At 63.7% G+C, this 18229-nt stretch carries 14 protein-coding genes and 2 tRNA genes; 11 read left to right on the forward strand and 5 right to left on the reverse strand.

From position 1 onward, the window contains the following. Positions 1-150 precede the first annotated feature (150 nt). Positions 151-2670, reverse strand: coding sequence for an aspartyl protease family protein (locus ACQS5P_RS14260; RefSeq protein WP_428937290.1), 2520 nt, complete (start codon positions 2668-2670; stop codon positions 151-153). A gap of 278 nt (positions 2671-2948) precedes the next feature. Here ACQS5P_RS14260 and ACQS5P_RS14265 point away from each other — a divergent pair. The 4 genes from ACQS5P_RS14265 to ACQS5P_RS14280 all read left to right on the forward strand — a co-directional run bounded on the left by ACQS5P_RS14265 (position 2949) and on the right by ACQS5P_RS14280 (position 4711). Then, positions 2949-3021: transfer RNA gene (locus tag ACQS5P_RS14265), tRNA-Lys, on the forward strand. A 180-nt stretch (positions 3022-3201) separates the two neighbouring features. After that, positions 3202-3284 (forward strand) — tRNA-Leu (locus ACQS5P_RS14270). Positions 3285-3424: 140 nt separating this feature from the next. Further along, positions 3425-4006 carry a molybdenum cofactor guanylyltransferase gene (mobA, locus tag ACQS5P_RS14275; protein ID WP_428937291.1) on the forward strand — a complete coding sequence of 194 codons (582 nt, stop codon included), beginning with the start codon at positions 3425-3427 and terminating at the stop codon, positions 4004-4006. A 150-nt stretch (positions 4007-4156) separates the two neighbouring features. Beyond that, complete coding sequence (locus tag ACQS5P_RS14280; RefSeq protein ID WP_428937292.1) at positions 4157-4711, forward strand: hydrogenase maturation protease; 555 nt, start codon at positions 4157-4159, stop codon at positions 4709-4711. 113 nt (positions 4712-4824) lie between these two features. Here the strand turns inward: ACQS5P_RS14280 and ACQS5P_RS14285 are convergent, their stop codons facing one another. Then, a complete protein-coding gene (locus ACQS5P_RS14285) occupies positions 4825-5505 on the reverse strand; it encodes a hypothetical protein (protein WP_428937293.1) in 681 nt (226 codons plus the stop codon). A 294-nt stretch (positions 5506-5799) separates the two neighbouring features. Here ACQS5P_RS14285 and ACQS5P_RS14290 point away from each other — a divergent pair, with 294 nt between their 5' ends. Then, entirely contained in the window at positions 5800-6783 is a 984-nt protein-coding gene (locus ACQS5P_RS14290; protein ID WP_428937294.1) for a transposase, read from the forward strand. A 38-nt stretch (positions 6784-6821) separates the two neighbouring features. Here ACQS5P_RS14290 and ACQS5P_RS14295 read toward each other — a convergent pair whose 3' ends face one another. Beyond that, a complete protein-coding gene (locus ACQS5P_RS14295; protein WP_428937295.1) occupies positions 6822-8369 on the reverse strand; it encodes a hypothetical protein in 1548 nt (515 codons plus the stop codon). A 77-nt stretch (positions 8370-8446) separates the two neighbouring features. Continuing rightward, positions 8447-9541 carry a transcription termination factor Rho gene (rho, locus tag ACQS5P_RS14300; protein WP_428937296.1) on the reverse strand — a complete coding sequence of 365 codons (1095 nt, stop codon included), beginning with the start codon at positions 9539-9541 and terminating at the stop codon, positions 8447-8449. Between the two features lie 282 nt (positions 9542-9823). Between rho and ACQS5P_RS14305 the strand changes: the two genes are divergently transcribed. The 4 genes from ACQS5P_RS14305 (at position 9824) to purN (ending at position 15849) form a co-directional block, all read left to right on the forward strand. After that, positions 9824-10267: a GatB/YqeY domain-containing protein gene (locus ACQS5P_RS14305; protein ID WP_428937297.1), complete on the forward strand. Its 444-nt coding sequence runs from the start codon at positions 9824-9826 to the stop codon at positions 10265-10267. A gap of 469 nt (positions 10268-10736) precedes the next feature. Further along, positions 10737-12227, forward strand: coding sequence for an MATE family efflux transporter (locus tag ACQS5P_RS14310; protein WP_428937298.1), 1491 nt, complete (start codon positions 10737-10739; stop codon positions 12225-12227). Beyond that, the gene (gene ileS, locus ACQS5P_RS14315) at positions 12224-15130 is read left to right on the forward strand and encodes an isoleucine--tRNA ligase (RefSeq protein WP_428937299.1); all 2907 of its coding nucleotides are present in this window, start codon (positions 12224-12226) and stop codon (positions 15128-15130) included. Before ACQS5P_RS14310 ends, ileS begins: the two co-directional genes overlap by 4 nt. A gap of 38 nt (positions 15131-15168) precedes the next feature. Next, entirely contained in the window at positions 15169-15849 is a 681-nt protein-coding gene (gene purN / locus ACQS5P_RS14320; protein WP_428937300.1) for a phosphoribosylglycinamide formyltransferase, read from the forward strand. Between the two features lie 62 nt (positions 15850-15911). On the opposite strand, the gene ACQS5P_RS14325 is transcribed toward purN, so the two are convergent. Continuing rightward, on the reverse strand, positions 15912-16226 hold the full coding sequence (locus tag ACQS5P_RS14325) for an RNA recognition motif domain-containing protein (RefSeq protein ID WP_428937301.1): 315 nt from the start codon (positions 16224-16226) through the stop codon (positions 15912-15914). Between the two features lie 265 nt (positions 16227-16491). On the opposite strand from ACQS5P_RS14325, the gene ACQS5P_RS14330 reads away from it, so the two are divergent. Together ACQS5P_RS14330 and ACQS5P_RS14335 are read left to right on the forward strand one after the other, a co-directional pair. Continuing rightward, the gene (locus ACQS5P_RS14330; RefSeq protein WP_428937302.1) at positions 16492-17613 is read left to right on the forward strand and encodes a putative sulfate/molybdate transporter; all 1122 of its coding nucleotides are present in this window, start codon (positions 16492-16494) and stop codon (positions 17611-17613) included. 218 nt (positions 17614-17831) lie between these two features. Continuing rightward, complete coding sequence (locus ACQS5P_RS14335) at positions 17832-18200, forward strand: DUF488 family protein (RefSeq protein WP_428937303.1); 369 nt, start codon at positions 17832-17834, stop codon at positions 18198-18200. Positions 18201-18229 lie beyond the last annotated feature (29 nt).

Raw genomic sequence — 18229 nt, forward strand, 5'->3', positions numbered from 1 at the left:
GCCCGTGGGGGACAACCACCGGCTGCGGCGGGCTGTAAGCCAGCACGCCAAGACGAGGCGAATGGTGGATCGCGTATTGCGGAGCGCGGAATCTGACGCAATCGGAGTTGAATCGCGAGCCCGGATTCTCGAGAGCCCAAGGGCGATCGGTCACGTCGGGCGGCGTCGGCGAAGCCCGCGCGCCGGGCATATCCGGCCGGCGAGCATGAGGACGGTGATGCCGATCGCAGCGGCGCCCGGCTCGGGAATGACCCCGGCGCGGATCGCGTTCAACGCCGAAAGATATTCACCGCCAAACATCCGCGCATGCTCGGCGATCAACGCGGCGGCCAGCGGACCGGCCTGGTTCACGTAAGCGTTGTCGATCAGCGCGTAGTCAGTGGCATCAATCACGCCGCTGTAATCGAAATCACCATTGATCCATCCGCTCAGGCTGTTGACATAGCCGTTGTCGATCAGCGAATAGTCCGTCGCATCGATGCTGCCGCTCAGATCCGCGTCGCCGAAATACGTGTATTTCACCAGCACTTCATTACCGGCGAGCGACTGACCCGAGAACTGGGTATAGATCGGCCCCGAGCCGCCCACCTGCGACAGGTCGTTGCGGAGCACGCCCAGCCCGTAGAGGAAACTTCCCGCCGTTGCATTGTCGGCCGACGCTCTGGAGCTGATGATTCCCGTTCCCTGCCAGTCGAACGCGCCGCCGTTCTCCAGCCCGCTTTTGATGCTGGCGGTGATGACGCTCAGGCTGGCGTTGTCCACCACAAGATCATTGTCGCCCAGGTCGAGTCGCGCTGTCGTGCCGGCCGTCTCTTCGATCATCAGCGTTCCCACGCGGCTGGTTCCCGTTGCCGACCCGTTGCTCAAGATCCTCACGGTGCCATCCTCGATGTTCAATCCCGCGGAGCGAACGCGGGTCATCTCCAGCATCCCCAGCCCGCGCTTGGTCAGCGTCACACCCGTCGCGACGACGTCGCCACTGACCGTCAGCCGCGAGGCCGCCGGAGCGACATGCACGATGGTGTCGCTGGCCAGCGTGATCGGTGCGGCGATGGTGTGAGAGCCGCTGCCCACGCCGATCAGTGCCGAGCCAACCGAAACCTGCATCGTGATCCTGCCTGGCCCGGCGATGGTGTAGCGGTTGGCGTTGTCGAAGTTCATCGTGCCGACGGTGAACCCCGCGCCATCGACGGTGACGGTTCTGGGTGAGCTGATGGCCCCCAGGAAATTCGCCTGTGTATCCAGTCCGTTTGGCAGCGCCAGGTTCCAGTTGCTGGCGGTGCTCCAATTGCCTCCGGCGGGGTTGGTCCATTGCCAGCGTTCGGTCCATGCCACGTACGGATCGGAAGTCGAGCCGTTGATGATCAGATCGCGATCCGTGAACAGGTTCATCCCGATCACGCCCGGCACGAACCCCACGCCGTCGCGCGGGTCGGGCAGGTCGATCACCAGGATCGGCACGTTGGTGAAGTCGAAGGCGTCGCCCTCGGTGATGATGCTGAGCTTCTGGATGTAAAAGCCCGGGACGTTGGCCACCGCGCCGCCGGCGCCGGTTACCGTGACGATGAAATCCGGCGGCGTGGGATTCGGGCCGCTGGTGAAAATCCCCACCTGCGAGGCCGTCTGCCGGCTCAGCACTGTCACATCCGCGCCGGTGTCAAACAGAAACTGCTGCGTGTCCCCCTGTCCGGCGGTGTGAGTGGCGCGGGCATTGGCGAACAGCCCGGCCCATACCCCGGGTGTCGTCGGGTCATCCGCCCAGTTGTTGAAGTTTCGCAGGCTCGGCAGATAGAACGGGTCGGGCGTCACCCCATTGACCGACAACACGTCCACGCTGAGCTTGAAATACGCCGCCGGATCGTACGAGGAGTTGGGCGCAAGAAGCTGGATGTCGGGGCTGCGCAACGTTTGCGTTCCGGTGTTCAGGCTTCGCGGCAGGCTGTTTCGCATCCGCACCTGATAGTGGGGAAGGATCGGCGAGCCGATGATGTTGGGCAACTGCGATCCGGGACGCTGCGCCAACACCGGCACGTTCCACTGCCCGCGAAGGCTCAGCGGATTGACATTGATCTGGCCGGCGCTGAACGTGGCATTGCCCAGCCCACTGACGTACACCCCCAGGGCATCGGTCACGTCGGCCACTTCTGTTCCGGCGACGCCACCCACCGTCAGCGTCGCGTTGCCCACCAGCCCGGAGCTGGCGAACTGCATGGCGTCAAGGTCGGCGTTGCGGAAGTAGTGCACCTGTGATCCGCTGTCGAGCAGCGCCGCAAAATACCGCGGCGCGCCGCCAATCGGCAGCGAACTGCCCCCGGGGAAGTTGCTGGCAACCCCGTAAAACCCGAACTCCCCATCCGGATCCTGTTCGTTGGTCAGCCCGAAGACCACGTACGGGCTGAACCCCTCGATCGGCGGAGAGTTGATCACCGGCAACGCGTGCGCCGACGGCTGTCGCGTGAATCGGATGTCCTGAATCGACGATAGCGACCACAGGCCGATCGTATCCGCCGCCGACGAAGACCCCAACCAGGGCGACGAGGTCTGCGCGGTGGCACTTGCCAGGCTCACACCAGCCACCACGAATTCGATCGCCGCGGCGGCCGCAAGCTGCCATGCCCCCGATCGCCTCAACTCTCGTCCGGCGGGGTACGCTCCAGTCTGTCGTTGCATGCATGATCTCCCGGTTGTGCCTGGCCAAGGTTGCGTCAACGCCACCAAAGTCCCCCCGTGTTCGGTGCGTGTCCCAAGTTACCCGCGGCCACTCGGGCGCGCTAGAATCATTGTACACGGTTCCAGTGCGGTGGGTGGCCGATAATTCATACCCGGTCCGCTGCCGTGCCCCGCTTTGACGCGGCTGTTGGGGCGCGTAGAATCCCTCGCCACTTGCGCCGTGGGCTTTGATTTGGCCGTCGGCGCCTTGTCAGGCACAGCGCCTCGTGGCCACCGCCGAGCCCGTAGCTCAGCAGGCAGAGCAACGGACTTTTAATCCGTAGGTCGTGGGTTCGAATCCCACCGGGCTCATCTGCAACGCCTCACAGGATCCGCTCGTGTCGGTCCGCACGCGCCGCCGTCGGTTAGGATTTGCGGCGTGAGGCACGTGTGGGCAAGCGCCGTTCGACCCCGGGCCCGGCAGTCTTGACAGCCGCGCGGGCGCGCCTATCATGAAATTTGCAGAGCAGATACGTGAATTGCATTCGCGCCGCGGCCGTGGCGGAATTGGCAGACGCGCTAGATTCAGGTTCTAGTGGGTAACACCCGTGGAGGTTCGACTCCTCTCGGCCGCATAAGACCTTTGGCCCGGGAAACGCCGGTTTTCCGGGCCTTTTGTCTATGTATGTCGCGCTGCGCGGGTGCAGGCGGCTGATTGCCCGGCCGCCAGCATCGAGTCTGGTTCGCCACATCAGATACCCTGAAGCAGGCGTCGATGATCGATCCCGCATCCATATCGGCGTACATCCTTGCCGGCGGGCGGAGCAGTCGCTTCGGCTCGGACAAGGCCCGGGCGATCGTCAACGGTCAGCCGCTGATCGTGCGAGTGGCCGACGGCCTGCGGACGATGTTCCGTCCGGTGCGGGCGGTGGCGCGGCGGGCCGGAGAATATGACGATCTGGGCATTGCGACGATCGCCGATCTGAAGCCGGATTGCGGGCCGCTGTCCGGGCTGCACGCGGCGCTGCATCATGCCGACACGCCGTGGATTCTGCTCGCCTCATGCGATTGGGTTGTTCTGGAACCGAAATGGCTGGCGGCGCTGCTGCGCGCGACCGACGCCGACGCTGATGCGGTGGCCTACCGGCATGCATACTGGGAGCCGCTGTTGGCGCTGTACGCCCGATCGGCTTTACCGGTTGTGGAATCCCACCTGCAATCGGGCAGGCTGGCCATGCAGCAGTTGCTCGACGCCCTCAGGACAGTAGCCCTGCCGCTGCCCACGGATTGGCCGGCCAACGCCCAGGTCAACACACCCGAAGAACTGCAAGCGTATCTTTCGCAACAGCGGCGATGATGCCGGCGGCCCCTTGTGTCAAATGCGGACTTGCAGAGAAATTCACAGGACTGTATGCTCTTTTGTTTTGGGAAACCGGGCTTGGTGGGGTTGTTCTAGGCCGACCCTCGCACATGTCGCCGCTGAATTGACCTCGGGAGTGTCGCATTGATGAACTCGAAGATTGCTCCGATTCTGGTGGTGGCCTGCGGGAACGTCATGGCTGGAGATGACGCGTTCGGCGCGCAGGTGCTGCGCGCGCTCGAGCGGCATCCGATGAGCGGGGTGGAGCTGCTGGATCTGTCAACGGATCCGAGCGTGCTGCTGAACCACCTGGGATCGCGAAGCGCGTTGATTGTGGTGGATGCGGCGCGGGTTGACGATTTGCCCACCGGAACCCTCATCGAGTGCGACTGGGACTCGCCGCAGAGGACGCGACTGGCCGTGGGGCAATCCTGTGGCAGCACGCACGGGCTGGGCCTGGCGGATCACATCGAAATGGCCCGCAGGCTTGGCATGCTGCCGCCAGTGGTCAAGCTGATCGCCCTGAGTATCACCGAAGCGGAAGTGGGACAGGCGCAGTCGCGGAAGCTGCTGAGGCAGATCCGCGCCGCGGCGCGGCGGGTGCGGAACCTGGCGGCGAGCCTGGCCGCGTCCAAACCCGGCGCCGGGCAGGGCGCAACGACGCCGCAGAACTCCAATGCCCGCGGCAGGTCTGCCGGGTGAATCCCCAGCACCACCGCCGCAGTTCGGCATCACTGGCCATTGAGTCAGCAATGCCCGCCCAATCCGATCCGGCCCAATCGCAGCCGATCAGGATCCCGTCTGTGGATTGGTGCTCAGGAGATGGCTGATTCGGTGCTCTCACCTGTGGCTGGGGGCTCGTCTTCGCCCAGCGACTGGCGAATGCCGCGGTTGCTCTTGACCTGGATAACCAGCAGAATGATCAACGCCACCAGCGGGGCGGCGACGAACCGCGTCCACTTGAGAAACGCCACCAGCAGCGGCTCGTTGGGAAACTTGGCGCCGACCTGCGGATCGGCCAGCTCCTGAAAGGTGTACAGCACACCGGGGATCTTGAACGTGGCGCGGTCGGGGGTGAGATTCACGTTGTTCAGGAAGGATTGCCAGGGGAACAGCAGCACCACCAGCACCAGTGCCCAGATGTAGGCGCTGGTGAGGCGTCCGACGCCGATGAGCCGCCCGACCAGCATGATGTTCACGATCAGCAGCAGGACCAGGCTCAACACGATCGAAAGGGTCACGCCGCCAAAGGTCGTGAGTCCGACCGCGTAGTGCAGCGCCAGCCGCCAGTCGATGCCGCCGGCCGGCTGGGTCGCGGCCTCTGGCGGCGGATTCAACACCAGCACGTCATAACGCACCAGAAAAAACAGCACGAGCTGCGCGATGATCAGCAGCAACAGGACGATGGCCAGTACATTCTTGGCTCGCCGCGCCGACATCAGAGCGTCGGCGTAATCGGCGGCGGTGGCGATTGCGGTGTCTTGCCTCATGCTCATTCCCGCGCTCATGGGATCCCATGCCTTTCCGAGGCTCCGGCCGCACCGGCGTGCCGGCGCCCGACCAGAGTTGTGCCGGCGAATTGCAGACTTCTTGTTATCGCAAAACCGCGCGAATCGCAAACGTCAGCAGCGCGTCGCGACACCGCCGAAAAAAGGGGTCGCGCCGAAAAAAGGGGTCGGGAGTCTTTGTCTGGCCGCGGAAAAGACTCCCGACCGGCTCAGTCTCGACCCTCTCCAAGTTCGGCGCATGTTCGGTAGCGCCACGCCGATGCAGTGGGTACAAGCTGCGGGATGGAAACATCTCGATCACCATGGAAGGTCCTGCGGCAGGCCCATGAACTGGCCCTCCGCGTCTGGCCGGCCTACTCCTGCGACTGCAGCCGCCACGACTTCACGCTCCCGCAACTCTTCGCCTGCCTCGTTCTGCGCGAGCAGCTCAAGCTCAGCTATCGCAGGGCCGAGCAACTGCTGCGCGACTCGCCGCAGTGGCTGGCCGACCTCGGCATGTCCCGCGCCCCGGATCACAACACCCTCTGGCGGGCCTTCGGCACGCTTCTCAAGACCCGGCGCGTCAACCGCATGCTCGACCTCCTGGCCCAGCTTGCCGCCAAGGCCAAACTGCTGCGTAAGCTCGACTCGAGCAAGCCGCTGACCCTCGACAGCACCTGCTACGAGGCGCGTCACCGCTCACGCCATTACGACCGCGTCTGCCGCAAGATGCTCCTGCGCGATGGCGGCAAATACACCGAAAAAACCGATGCAGACGAGGTCAATCGCTCACGCTCGCGCCGGGCCCGGCAGATGCCGAAGCTGGCCCTGGCGGTGGCCTCGGCCTGTCACCTCATCCTGGCGGCGCGGGTTCATATCGGCTGCGGGTCCGATGCGCCGGACTTCGCGCCGCTGTTGTACCATGCGTGGCGGCGGGCCAATGTGAACGTCGTCGTCGCCGACGCTGGATACGACTCAGAGGCCAACCACCGCAGCGCCCGCCTGGACATGGGTGTGCGCTCGGTGATTCCCACGGGCATCGGGCGGCCGTCGAGCAAGCCGCCCGGCGGTCGATATCGCCGGCTGATGAAGCAGCGGTTTGCCCGCAAGGCGGACCGGCGAACCTACGGCCAGCGAGCGCAGAGCGAGACGGTCAACAGCATGATGAAGCGGAACTTTGGCGATGCCCTGCGTTCCGTGCAACGCCGCCGTCGCCGGCAGGAGATGCTCTTGCGGACCCTGACGCACGACATCATGATCTACGCCAATTATGAGGGTCGAGACTGAGCCACTCCCGACCCCTTTTTCAGCCCCCGACCCCTTTTTCAGCCGGGCACGAACTGGAAGGCGAACAGCCTGGTGCCGCGCATCTCGAAACGCAGGCGAATCGGTTGTCCCGCCAGACCCGAAACGTCCGCACCCGAACGCCACCTGACTTCCCGGCTCAGGTAGTCGCCGTTGATGATGTAACAGTCCTGAACCGAGAAGCCGGGGATCGGCGAGCCGTCGGCCCGGAGGATGCCCACGCGACCCTCGCCGGTGGCGCCGGTTGCCAGATTCAGGTGCAGCCGGTCGCCCGCGAACACGAATGGCTCTGTGGTGATCACCCCGCCCGTGTAGTCGAACTCGGCGGCGACGAAACGGTCGGCCGGCTGATGCATCAGGACAAACCCGTCCCACTCGTGGCTCGGGGATTGAACGAATTCTCTCCCGCCGTGACCGCTGCGCCGCAGGCTGGCGTATTGGAGGATCTTGTCGTCGCGGCGGAACATCCCGCGCAGCACCCACGGCCAGCCGCAGTACGAGTCGCCGTACCAGCCCTGCTTCAGATACGCCGGACGCGGATAGCGCTTCCAGTTGATGCCATCACGGCTGACGCACAATTGCACTTCGCCCACGCCGACGTTTCCGCCTCGCCCGTCGATCGAGAGATGTACCCGCTCGTTCTTGTAATGGTAGTAGATTGTCGGAAACGCCAGGTACACCCTGTACGCCCAGGGATAAAGGAACACCTGGCTGCCGTATACGTCGGTCTCCTCGGGGTCGCGATCGTCGGTGCTCAGCACCGTCGGCAGCTCCGTGGTTACGTACGGCATCTCATGGTCGTGCCAGAACGGGTTGGGCGACGGCGTGTACGGCCAGGGCTTCAGCGGGTCGTCGGTTTCGGCCCGCACGACCTTGCGTCCCCGGGATTTGGGCACATCGCCGTGGTTGCCACGCATGTAGCATACGTACTTGTTGTGGTTGGGATCCCAAAAGAAGACGGCCTGCGAATCGGCATTGAAAGGCAGAAGCTGCACCTCATTTTTCACCCAGCGAATCCCGTCGGGCGATGTGTACAGCACCATCCCCTCCGCCGTTGGTGTGCCGGGCTTGTCATCGCCTATTTGACAGGTGAAGTACTTGTACCGCCTGGCGGAATCGGGGTCGTGCTCGTCGTAATAGGCGCTGCCCGTGCCCGTGCCCCAAATGACGATGTTATTCTCCCGGGAGCCTCGGAACTCATACAGCCCGAGCTTGGGCTTTTCCCACGCGACTCCGTCGGTCGAGATCGCCAGGCACACGAACGCCACGCCGTCGCGCGTCGAAAGGTAATACATCTTGTAGCCGCCGGGATCCTCGATGACTGACGAGTACTCTCCGGGGTTCTCCCAGGGGAACTCGTCCTTGAGCACCGGCTTGATCGGCGTCGGGGGATGTACCTGGAAGCTCACACCCTTGACCTCCGCCAGCATCATCTCGTCGATGAACATGTGTCGCTGCCCGCCAAGCTGAACCGGGGCAGTCGTGGGTTGTGCTGAAAACACATGCTGGGGGCAGATCAGGCAGAGAAACGCGATGCACAGCAGGCGGCTGATTTGACGGAAATTCACCACGGGCCTCCTCCCGACGAAAGTCGCGCGGCGATCGTACGACGGCTCTGCCGTGGCTGCAAACTGGCCCGTCCCGATTAGACCCGCATCGAGTTGAACAGGCTCTGGTTGGTCTTGTGCTTCTGGAGTGCTTCCAGCAGCGCCTTCATGGCCTGGGCGGGGGGCATGTTGATCAGGTGCCTGCGGACGGCGCGGGCCGCGGCCAGCGTCTTCTCGTCCATGAGCTTCTCTTCCTTGCGCGTGCCGCTCTGGGCGATGTTCAGCGCCGGAAAGATCCGCATGTTGGCCAGGTTGCGGTCCAGCGTCAGCTCCATGTTGCCGGTGCCCTTGAACTCCTCGAAGATGACCTGATCCATGCGGCTGCCGGTGTCGATCAGGCAGGTGGCCAGGATGGTCAGGCTGCCGCCTTCTTCCAGTTTTCTGGCCGCTCCAAACAGTCGCTTGGGGATCTCCAGGGCGCGTGCGTCGATGCCGCCGGACATGGTCCGCCCGCTGCCTGGCCCGCCGACGTTGAAGCTCCGCCCCAGCCTGGTCAGCGAATCCAGCAAAACCACGATGTCCGCGCCGAACTCCACCTGTCGCTTGCACCGCTCGATTACGAGCTGCGCCAGGTCCAGGTGCTTTTCGACGGTGTTGTCGTTGCTCGAAGCGTAGACCGTGCCCGGAACGTTGCGGCGCATGTCGGTGACTTCCTCGGGCCGCTCGTCGATCAGCAGCAGAACAAGCTGCACGTGCGGATAGTTGGCATGAATGGCGCGGGCGATGTTCTGAAGCAGAATCGTCTTGCCGCTGCGCGGCGGGGCGACGATCAGCCCGCGCTGCCCGAAGCCCACCGGCGTGAGGATGTCCATTACCCGCGTGGTCAGCTCCGCCGGATCGTGCTCCAGCTTGATCATCGGGGCCGGATCCAGCGCCGTGCCCTCGTAGAGGTGAGCCTTGGCGACGTATTCGTCTGGCGTTCGGCCCTCGATGGCCTGTACGCGCGCCAGCGCCCGCCCGCGCTGTTCGCCTCGCAGCAGCAGCCCGGGGCGAAGCTGAAGCTGTTTGATGGTGTTTCGCGGCACGACGATGCCGCCCCGCAGCGGGCGCAGCGGTTGCGCCGGATCGCGCAGTTGTCCGTCGCGCCGTTCATCGGCGATATGCAAAATGCCTTCCAGAGTTGTATCACTCATCCGTGCGCATCCATTTGAAGGGTGCTGCAACCGGTACCGGACCGGTGTGATCCCGGGGCTTGATGACTTCTAACATACTACGGCCGCTGAACCTGCGCACGGGCCGGAACACAGCTCGCCGCTGCTCCGTCCCCGCAGCGAAAAGCGCCTGGCGTTGGCCCTGAGCCGGCGCCGGCTCCGCGCCGGGCTGGCGGACCATTGCCTGCTTCACGCATTGAAGTGCGACCCTCGCGGCCCCGGAGTAGAACCTATACTATAGCCGCATCTCATCCGGAGTAAAACATGGATCTGGTTTCACGACTCACCCAGGACGTGCAGGCGGCGCTGAAGGCCGGGCAAAAGGACCGCCTCAACGTCCTGCGAATGCTCCTCAGCGACGCCAAATCCGCTGATCTGAAGAAGATGACCCCGGAACAGGCTGTCGCCGCCTATGCCAAAAAGCTCGCCAAGAGCATCGAGGAATATCAGAACTACGGCAAAACCGCCGAGGCCGAACAGCTCAAGCGCGAGCTGGCGGTGGTCCAGGAATACCTGCCGCAAAAGGCCTCGCCCGAGGAAACGCAGCGCCTGATCGAGCAGTTCCTGGCTCAGCATCCTTTCACCGCCCGGGACTTCGGCAAGGCGATGGGAGCGTTCATGAAGGCCTACGGCTCGCAGGTCGATGCCGCCACCGCCAACCAGATCCTCAAACAGAAACTCAGCGGATCGAGTTCGATCAGCACGTGAGGTAAAAAGGGGTCGGGAGCATTTTTCCAAGGTCCGGAAAATACTCCCGACCCCTTAGAATTTCCCTGCTGCCATGCGGGGTGGGCATCATCGCCCAGACGCGATTCCGCCGGTCGGCCTGGTGCACCACCAACCGCCGTATCGAGTGCAGCATCGGGACCATCGGCCGGATCATGATCGACCAAGTCAACGCCAGTCCCCCGGCCGCCCTTGCCGCGGTTCTGGACCTATCCGAATCCGTGGCGCCAAATCGGGGATGACTCAGGACCAAGGCTCATTGACTTCGGCCTTGGAGTCGATACTATCTTGGATCTGAACAGGACCTGACTGATGATTGCGATTGCTCCCAGAATCATTCGTTCGACGCACCGAACAGGCCGCGTCTAGGGGCAATCGCATCACGAGCGAGCGGAAAACAGAACCCTGAGGCGCCGGGCCTCAGGGTTTTTTGTTGGCCGGAGAGTCAGTCATGGCGAACAGGGATGGATCGAATCAGGACAGCAACGAGCCAGGCGAAGCGGTGTCACCGGGGACGCTGACGCAGCGTATGTCGCGGCGGCCGATCGTCGAGCTGCTGCTTCTGGCGGCGCCGACGGTGGCGCAGATGGCGTCGTACACGCTGATGCAGTTTGCCGACCGGTGGATGCTGGCGCGGGTGGGCGATCTGGAAGCGGCGGCGGCGGGGACATCGGGCATCACGTATTTCTGTGTGATCGGCTTTGGCTTCGGGGTGCTGCTGCTGGTGAACACGCTGGTCAGCCAGAGCTTCGGACGCCGCGATCTGGGCTCGACGGGGCGATACCTGTGGCAGGGGATGTGGTTTGGCGTGGCGTTCGGGGTGGCGACGCTGCTGCTGTGGCCGCTGGCCGAGCCGATGTTCCGCGTGATGGGACACGAGCCACGGATGGTTCGACTGGAAGCACAGTACATGCGTGTTGTGTCGCTGGCGGGATGGGCAAAACTGGCGGCGGTGGCCATGAGCCAGTTCCTGCTGGGCCTGCACCGCCCGGGCATCGTTTTTGCCGGAACGCTGGTGGGGATCCTGGCCAACGTCTTTTTCAACTGGCTGTTGATCTATGGAAACTGGGGCTTTGCGGCGCTGGGTGTGGCCGGTGCCGCATGGGGCACCAACGCCGCCGTCACCTGCGAGCTGCTGATCATGGGGCTGTATGTCTGGCGTGCCGAGTTCGCGCGCGTACATGCGACGCTGGACTGGCGTGTGCGCTGGCCGATGCTTCGCACGCTGCTGAGGGTCGGTCTGCCGGCGGGTTTCCAGCTCGTCTGCGACATCGCCGCCTGGACGATCTTCATGAACGTGATCGTGGCCAGCTTCGGCACGGCGGCGCTGAGCGCCAACAGTTTCGCGTTCAGCTACATGCATCTGTGTTTCATGCCGGCCATCGGGGTGGGCAATGCCGTGACCGCGCTGGTGGGCAAGTACATCGGGATGGGCCGGCCGGATCTGTCGGCCCGGCGGGCGCACCTGGGGTTTGTCGTGTGCGCGATTTACATGGTTTTGACGGGGATCGTGCTGTGGGCGTTTCGCTACCAGCTTCTGGGAATCTTCTCGCAGGATCCGCAGGTGTTGCGGATCGGCTCGACGATCATGTTCTTCGTGGCGATCTACCAGATCTTCGATGCGATGTTCGTGGTGTACGTGGGCGCCCTGCGCGGGGCGGGTGACACGCTGGTCCCCGCAGCGGTGCAGGCGGTGCTCGTCTGGACGATCGTCGTGTTCGGCGGGGCGGTTCTGGCGTGGCGCGCGCCGCAATACGGCGTGGCCGGACCCTGGACGCTGGCGACCGTCTTCGGGGCACTGCTGGGGTTGTTTCTGCTGTGGCGGTTCGTGCGTGGCCAGTGGAGGTCGATCCGTCTGCATCACGATCAGGCACAGCCGGCGATCTCGAATGTCTCGGATCAATCCGCTAAATTGTCCGTCCTTACGGAAGCTTCATCATGAGCACTCAGGCTTCACAACCGCAACCGGCGCAGCAGAAGGTCAGCTACAAGCAGACGCTCAACCTCCCGCAGACGAGTTTTCCGATGGAGGCCAGGCTCGTGCAGAACGAGCCGCTGCGTCTGGCGCGATGGCAGGAGATGCGGCTGTACGAGAAGCTGATGACCGCCCGTGCCGCCGGTCCCAGGGGCAAGTGGATCCTGCACGATGGCCCGCCTTTCGCCAACGGCGACATTCATGTTGGGCATCTGGTCAACAAAGTGCTCAAGGATGTGGTGTTGCGTTTCCGCTCGATGCAGGGCTATCAGACGCCTTATGTGCCGGGCTGGGACTGTCACGGGCTGCCCATCGAGCACAAGATCACGCAGGATCTTGGCGGCAAGTCGCGGCAGATGCAGACCATCGAGATCCGCAAGCTGTGCTCCGACTACGCCAGGCGATACGCCGAAATCCAGAGCAGGCAGTTTCAGCGTCTGGGCATCCTTGGGGAATGGGACAATCCATACCTGACGATGTCTCCTGATTACGAGGCGGCCACGCTGGAGGTCTTTGCGCGCTTTGTCGAAGCCGGGCTGGTCTACAAACAGCTCAAACCGGTGCACTGGTCGATCGCCAATCAGACTGCCCTGGCCGACGCCGAACTGGAATACAAGGACGTGGAAGACACCAGCATCTATGTGGAGTTCCCGGCGGCCAACCCCGGGGCGCTGAAGGGCAGGTTTGATCTGCGATTGAACGCGAAGGTGGGTTTTCTGATCTGGACGACCACGCCCTGGACGCTGCCGGCGAATCTGGCCATTGCCGTGCATCCGGACGTGGAGTACGCGTTCGTGAAGTTCCTGTGGAACCAGGAGTGGCATGTGGACGTGGTGGCCAGGGACCTCGTCGAGCGGGTGTTCAGCAGGCTGCCCGGGCTTGAGCAGGTTCAGGTCGTCAAGACAGTCTTCGGCAAGGACCTGGTCGGCCTGGAGTACATTCATCCGTTCATGAACCGCACCGGGCGGATCGTGCACGCCGAGTACGTCACGACCACCGACGGCACCGGGCTGGTCCATACCGCCCCCGGGCACGGCGAGGACGACTATCACACCGGCATCCACAACAACCTGGAGATCTACTGTCCGGTGCTGGCCAACGGACGCTTCGATGAGACCGTGCCGCCGTGGATCCAGGGCAAGACGGTCTGGGAGGCCAACCCGATCATCATCGAGAAGCTGCGCGAGCTGAAGGTGCTGTTGGGTACCGAGAAGCTGGTACACAGCTATCCCCATGACTGGCGATCGAAGACGCCGACCATCTTCCGCGCCACCGAACAGTGGTTCATCGCGATCGACAAGCCGTTTGAAATCCGGGATGAGGCCGCGGGTTTCAGGGACGAGCACGCCGGGCTGTCACTTCGGCAGCGTGCGTTGCGCGCGATCGAGCAGACGCAGTTCATTCCCGCCTGGGGCCGGGCGCGCATCCAGGGGATGCTCGAATCCCGTCCGGACTGGTGCATTTCGCGGCAGCGCTCCTGGGGCATGCCGATTCCGGTTTTCTACAACGAGCAGGGTCAGGCGCTGCTCACGCCGCAGTCGGTCCGCGCCGTCGCCAGACGCTTTGCCGAGAAAGGCTCGGATGTCTGGTTTACCGAGTCGCCGTCGGAACTGCTGGGCGATTACGATCCCGGCCCGCAATTCCCCAAAGACACGCTTCGCAAGGAAAAGGACATCTTCGACGTGTGGTTCGAATCGGGCAGCTCGTGGAATGCGGTGCTGCGACGTCGAAGCTACCTTGCGTATCCGGCGGACATGTACCTGGAAGGATCCGACCAGCACCGCGGGTGGTTTCAGCTTTCGTTGCTGCCGGCGTTGGGCGCCACGGGCGTGCCGCCATTCAGGCAGGTGCTTACGCATGGCTTCGTGGTCAAGCCCGATGGAACCAAGGTCAGCAAATCCGACAAGGAGTATGTCACCGCCACCCAGGAGATCGAACGCCACGGCGCCGATCTGCTGCGCCTGTGGGTGTGCAGCGTGGATTACCAGGGCGACATCCCCGCTTCGCCGCAAATGATCCAGGAGTTCAGCGACAAGTACCGCAAGATCCGCAACACGCTGCGATACCTGTTGAGCAACCTGTACGACTTCAACCCCGCCAGCGATGCCCGGCAGATCCCGCTGAACAGTCTGGATGGCTGGGCGTGGGCGGAGCTGGACCAGCTCATCGTCAGCGTTCGCGAGGCGTACGATGCGTATCAGCTTCACCGCGTGTTCCGTCTGCTGCATGATTTTTGTGCCGTGCAGATCAGCGCGATCTACGGCAACGCGATGAAGGATCGGCTGTATTGCGAGGCGCCCGATTCGCCGCTGCGACGTCGCGCGCAGACCGTCATGCATCGCATGGTGGTGAGCCTGACCAAGCTGCTGGCGCCGATGATCGTGTTCACCGCCGACGAGGCCTGGGAGCACATCCAGCACAAGCCTGCCGGCGAGAGCGATTGCCCAAGCGTGCATCTGACGCTGCTGCCCGAGCCCTCCGGCGTCGAGGTCAGCGAGCAGCAGCGCGAGGAATGGAAGCTGCTCATGGAGCTGCGCGATCAGGCGTTGATGCAGCTTGATCGACTCACCCGGCAGATCGGCAAGTACAAGGCCCTGGACGCGGAGATCATTTACCGCGTTGATGACGATGAAATCCGCCGGCGGCTCCAGGCCTACGGGCCGGATCTGGAGGACATCATCGGCGCCGGATACCACAGTTTCGCCGAGAAGTCGCCCCAGGGTCCGGCGGTCAGTGTCGAGCTGGTCGATCGACGCGACAAGTACAAGGCCTGCGCCCGAAGCTGGAAACGCCGGCCGGATGTCGGGGCCGACCCGCAGTACCCGGACCTTTCGCTGCGCGATGCCGCGGCGGTTAAAGCGCGACGTTAGCAGTGGTCGTCTCGACTTTAGCCTTACCGAACAGATCGATGACTCATGGCCCGATCAATCTGGCGGTGCTGGTCAGCGGATCAGGCACGACGCTTCAGAACCTCATCGACGCCATCGCGTCGCGACAGCTCGATGCCCGGATCCGCCTGGTGATCGGGTCGCGCCCGGACATCCAGGCGCTGGATCGCGCCCGTGCGGCCGGTATTCCCGCCCACGTCGTTGATCGCCGACAATTCCCCGATGTGGCCAGCTTCAGCAGGCGAGTCTTCGAGCTGATCGATGCCGCCGGCGTGGATCTGGTCTGCCTGGCGGGCTGGTTGTGCCTGCTGGAGATCCCTGCGCAATGGCAGGGGCGGGTGATGAACATTCATCCGGCCCTGCTGCCGAGCTTCGGCGGCAAGGGGATGTACGGCCGGCGGGTGCATGAAGCGGTGCTGGCGCACGGGTGCAAGGTCAGCGGCTGTACGGTTCATTTCGTCGATCAGAACTACGACACCGGGCCGATCATCCTCCAGAGAACCTGCCCGGTGCTGGAGGATGACACGCCACAGACGCTGGCGCGGCGCGTTTTCGAGCAGGAAAAGATCGCTTATCCGCAGGCGATCCGGCTGTTCGCCGAAGGACGGTTGCGAATCGAGGGTCGGCGAGTGCGGATCACGGGCCGGGAAGATCGAACCAGTGAGCCGGCAGGTGAAGCGGGCGGCGGCGCCAACGTCTGACGGCTGTTGCAGCCGCCTGCAATGCAAGGATTCAGCCCCCGAATGCGGGTTTTGCGAGCATCTCAGGATCGATCTCGCCCGCCGCGATCACCGCGCCCGCCTCGATCCTCGCGCCCGCCGCCTCGATCCTCGCGCGGACGGGCTTCGTTGACGGTGAGCGTTCGCCCGACGTGCTGTTGGCCGTTCAGCGCCGCGATGGCGGCGCGTGCCTCCTGCTCGTTGGACATCTCGACGAAACCGAATCCTTTGCTGCGACCGGTGTCGCGGTCGGAAATGACCTGGGCCGAGACCACGCGTCCGTACGGCGCGAACAGTTGTTCGAGCTGTGAGCTGTCCACGTTGTAGCTCAGGTTTCCGACGTACAGCTTTCTGCCCATGCCGGCCTCCTGTGGAGCGGGAATCGTTATAGCCCTGATACACGGCAGAAGAAAGCGAAAAATCGTCCGGGCTGAAGCCCTATGATCGCTAACGATGTCGCATCGCTTCATCACTGAGAATCGTGTCGGCCCGGAACCGAATGATCCGTCCGTGGCCTTGACCGTTCCGCCAAATGGCGACGGCGATGGGCGCGTTGCTGGTGCGTTCGCGCCGGATGCCACGGCAGCGGCACCTGCGGCGGCTCCCATTCCACTGCGTTTCAACATGCAGGAGTTGGCCGGTTCGTTCGGAGATCTGGGCACGTTCCTGCCGCTGGTGGTCAGCGTCTGTCAAAAGTCACACCTGGACATCGGGGCGGTGTTTGTCTGTGCCGGCGCGCTGAACATCGCCACCGGGCTGCTGTTTCGCCAGCCGATTCCGGTGCAGCCGATGAAGGCGTTGGCGGCGGTGGCGATCACCGAAGGGATGGGGCTGGGCGGCCTGGTCGCCGCCGGGATGTTCATGGGAGCCATTCTGGTGGTGTTGGCCGGCTCGGGGCTGATCGATCGCGTCAGTCAGTGGGTCCCCAGGTGGGTTGTACGCGGCATCCAACTGGGGGTAGGCGCGAAGCTGGCGCTGGAGGGCGGCAAGTACATCTGGCAGTTGCCGGCCATCGGCTGGGATAGCTGGCTGACGGCCATTCTGCTGGGCACGGGGGTGATGGCTCTGGTTTCCCGGCGGCAGCCGGCACTGTTGTACGTGTTTGTACTGGGTTTTGTGCTGCTGTATCTGGGCCGGCCGGAAGCATACGCAGGCGTGAGCCTGTCGCTGCCGGCGTTTGCATTCCATTGGCCCGGTGGATCGGAATGGTTCGACGGGCTTGTGCGCGGCACGGTGCCGCAGTTGCCGCTGACGTTGCTGAACTCGGTTGTGGCGGTGTGCGCGCTTTCCGCGGAGTACTTTCCCCGGCACCCGATCAGCCCCAGACGCATGGCCATGAGTGTGGGCATGATGAATCTGCTGACTGTGCCGATTGGAGTGATGCCGATGTGTCACGGAGCCGGAGGGCTTGCCGGGCAGTATCACTTCGGCGCCCGCACCGGCGGCAGCGTGGTGATGCTGGGCGCGCTCAAAATCGTCACAGGGCTTGCCTTCGGTAGCGCCATCCTTGGTCTGTTAGCCGCCTATCCCAAGGCGATCCTGGGGATCATGCTGATCGGAGCCGGTCTCGCGCTGGCGTGGGTGGCGCGCGACGCCCGCCGCCCGGCCCAACTGCTGGTGGTCCTTGCCACGGCGGCCTCATGCATTGTGTTCTCCACCGCGATCGGATTTGCAGTCGGCTGTGCGGCGGCGGGGATGCTGGCAGTGATGCGGAAGCTCCCCAGGCCAGCGATTCGGTCGCACTGACCGTTCCGACGTCGGCGACCCAGCCGGCGGCGGCTGAATTCATCCTGCATGCCGTTGCCGGCAACCGGCCCGTGCCGACGCTGCAAAAATCCCTACTCCGTATCCGATCTTCACAAAGTTTAATTCGTTTTATTGGTAGCCAGTAGCCTCGCTGCGTGCATGAAACAGATCGGGCACGCGGTTTGTTATGAGGTATGCTGGTATAGGGAGGCATAGCCATGATCAAGATCAAACACCTGCTCGACGCGGTCGAAAGCGACGACGGACAGCGCCTGTGGGTCGAACCCATCGGCGTTACCGCGGACCTGCGGCAGTGGTGTTCGATCGATCATGTGCTGTCGCACATCGGCCCGCCCATCAACTTGTGGCTGTGGTTCCAGGAGCATCCAGACGGCTACGAGTATTTCCGCGCCAAGTACCACGAGTTTCTCAGTCAGGAGAATCGTCGGCAACTGATGATGGAGCTGGCGGCTGCGGCGCTTCAGGAGGACTTTACTCTGGTCCACCAGGGCGACGATCCGCAACACAATTCGGCCACGGCGCTGTACGAGTTTCTCACGGAACTTCAGGCGTATGTTCGGGAGTGAGGCCCACGTGCGTGGGAGCCGCTGGAGCG

It is taken from the genome of Fontivita pretiosa (genome assembly GCF_050410795.1).
GTDB lineage: Bacteria > Planctomycetota > Phycisphaerae > Tepidisphaerales > Tepidisphaeraceae > Fontivita > Fontivita pretiosa.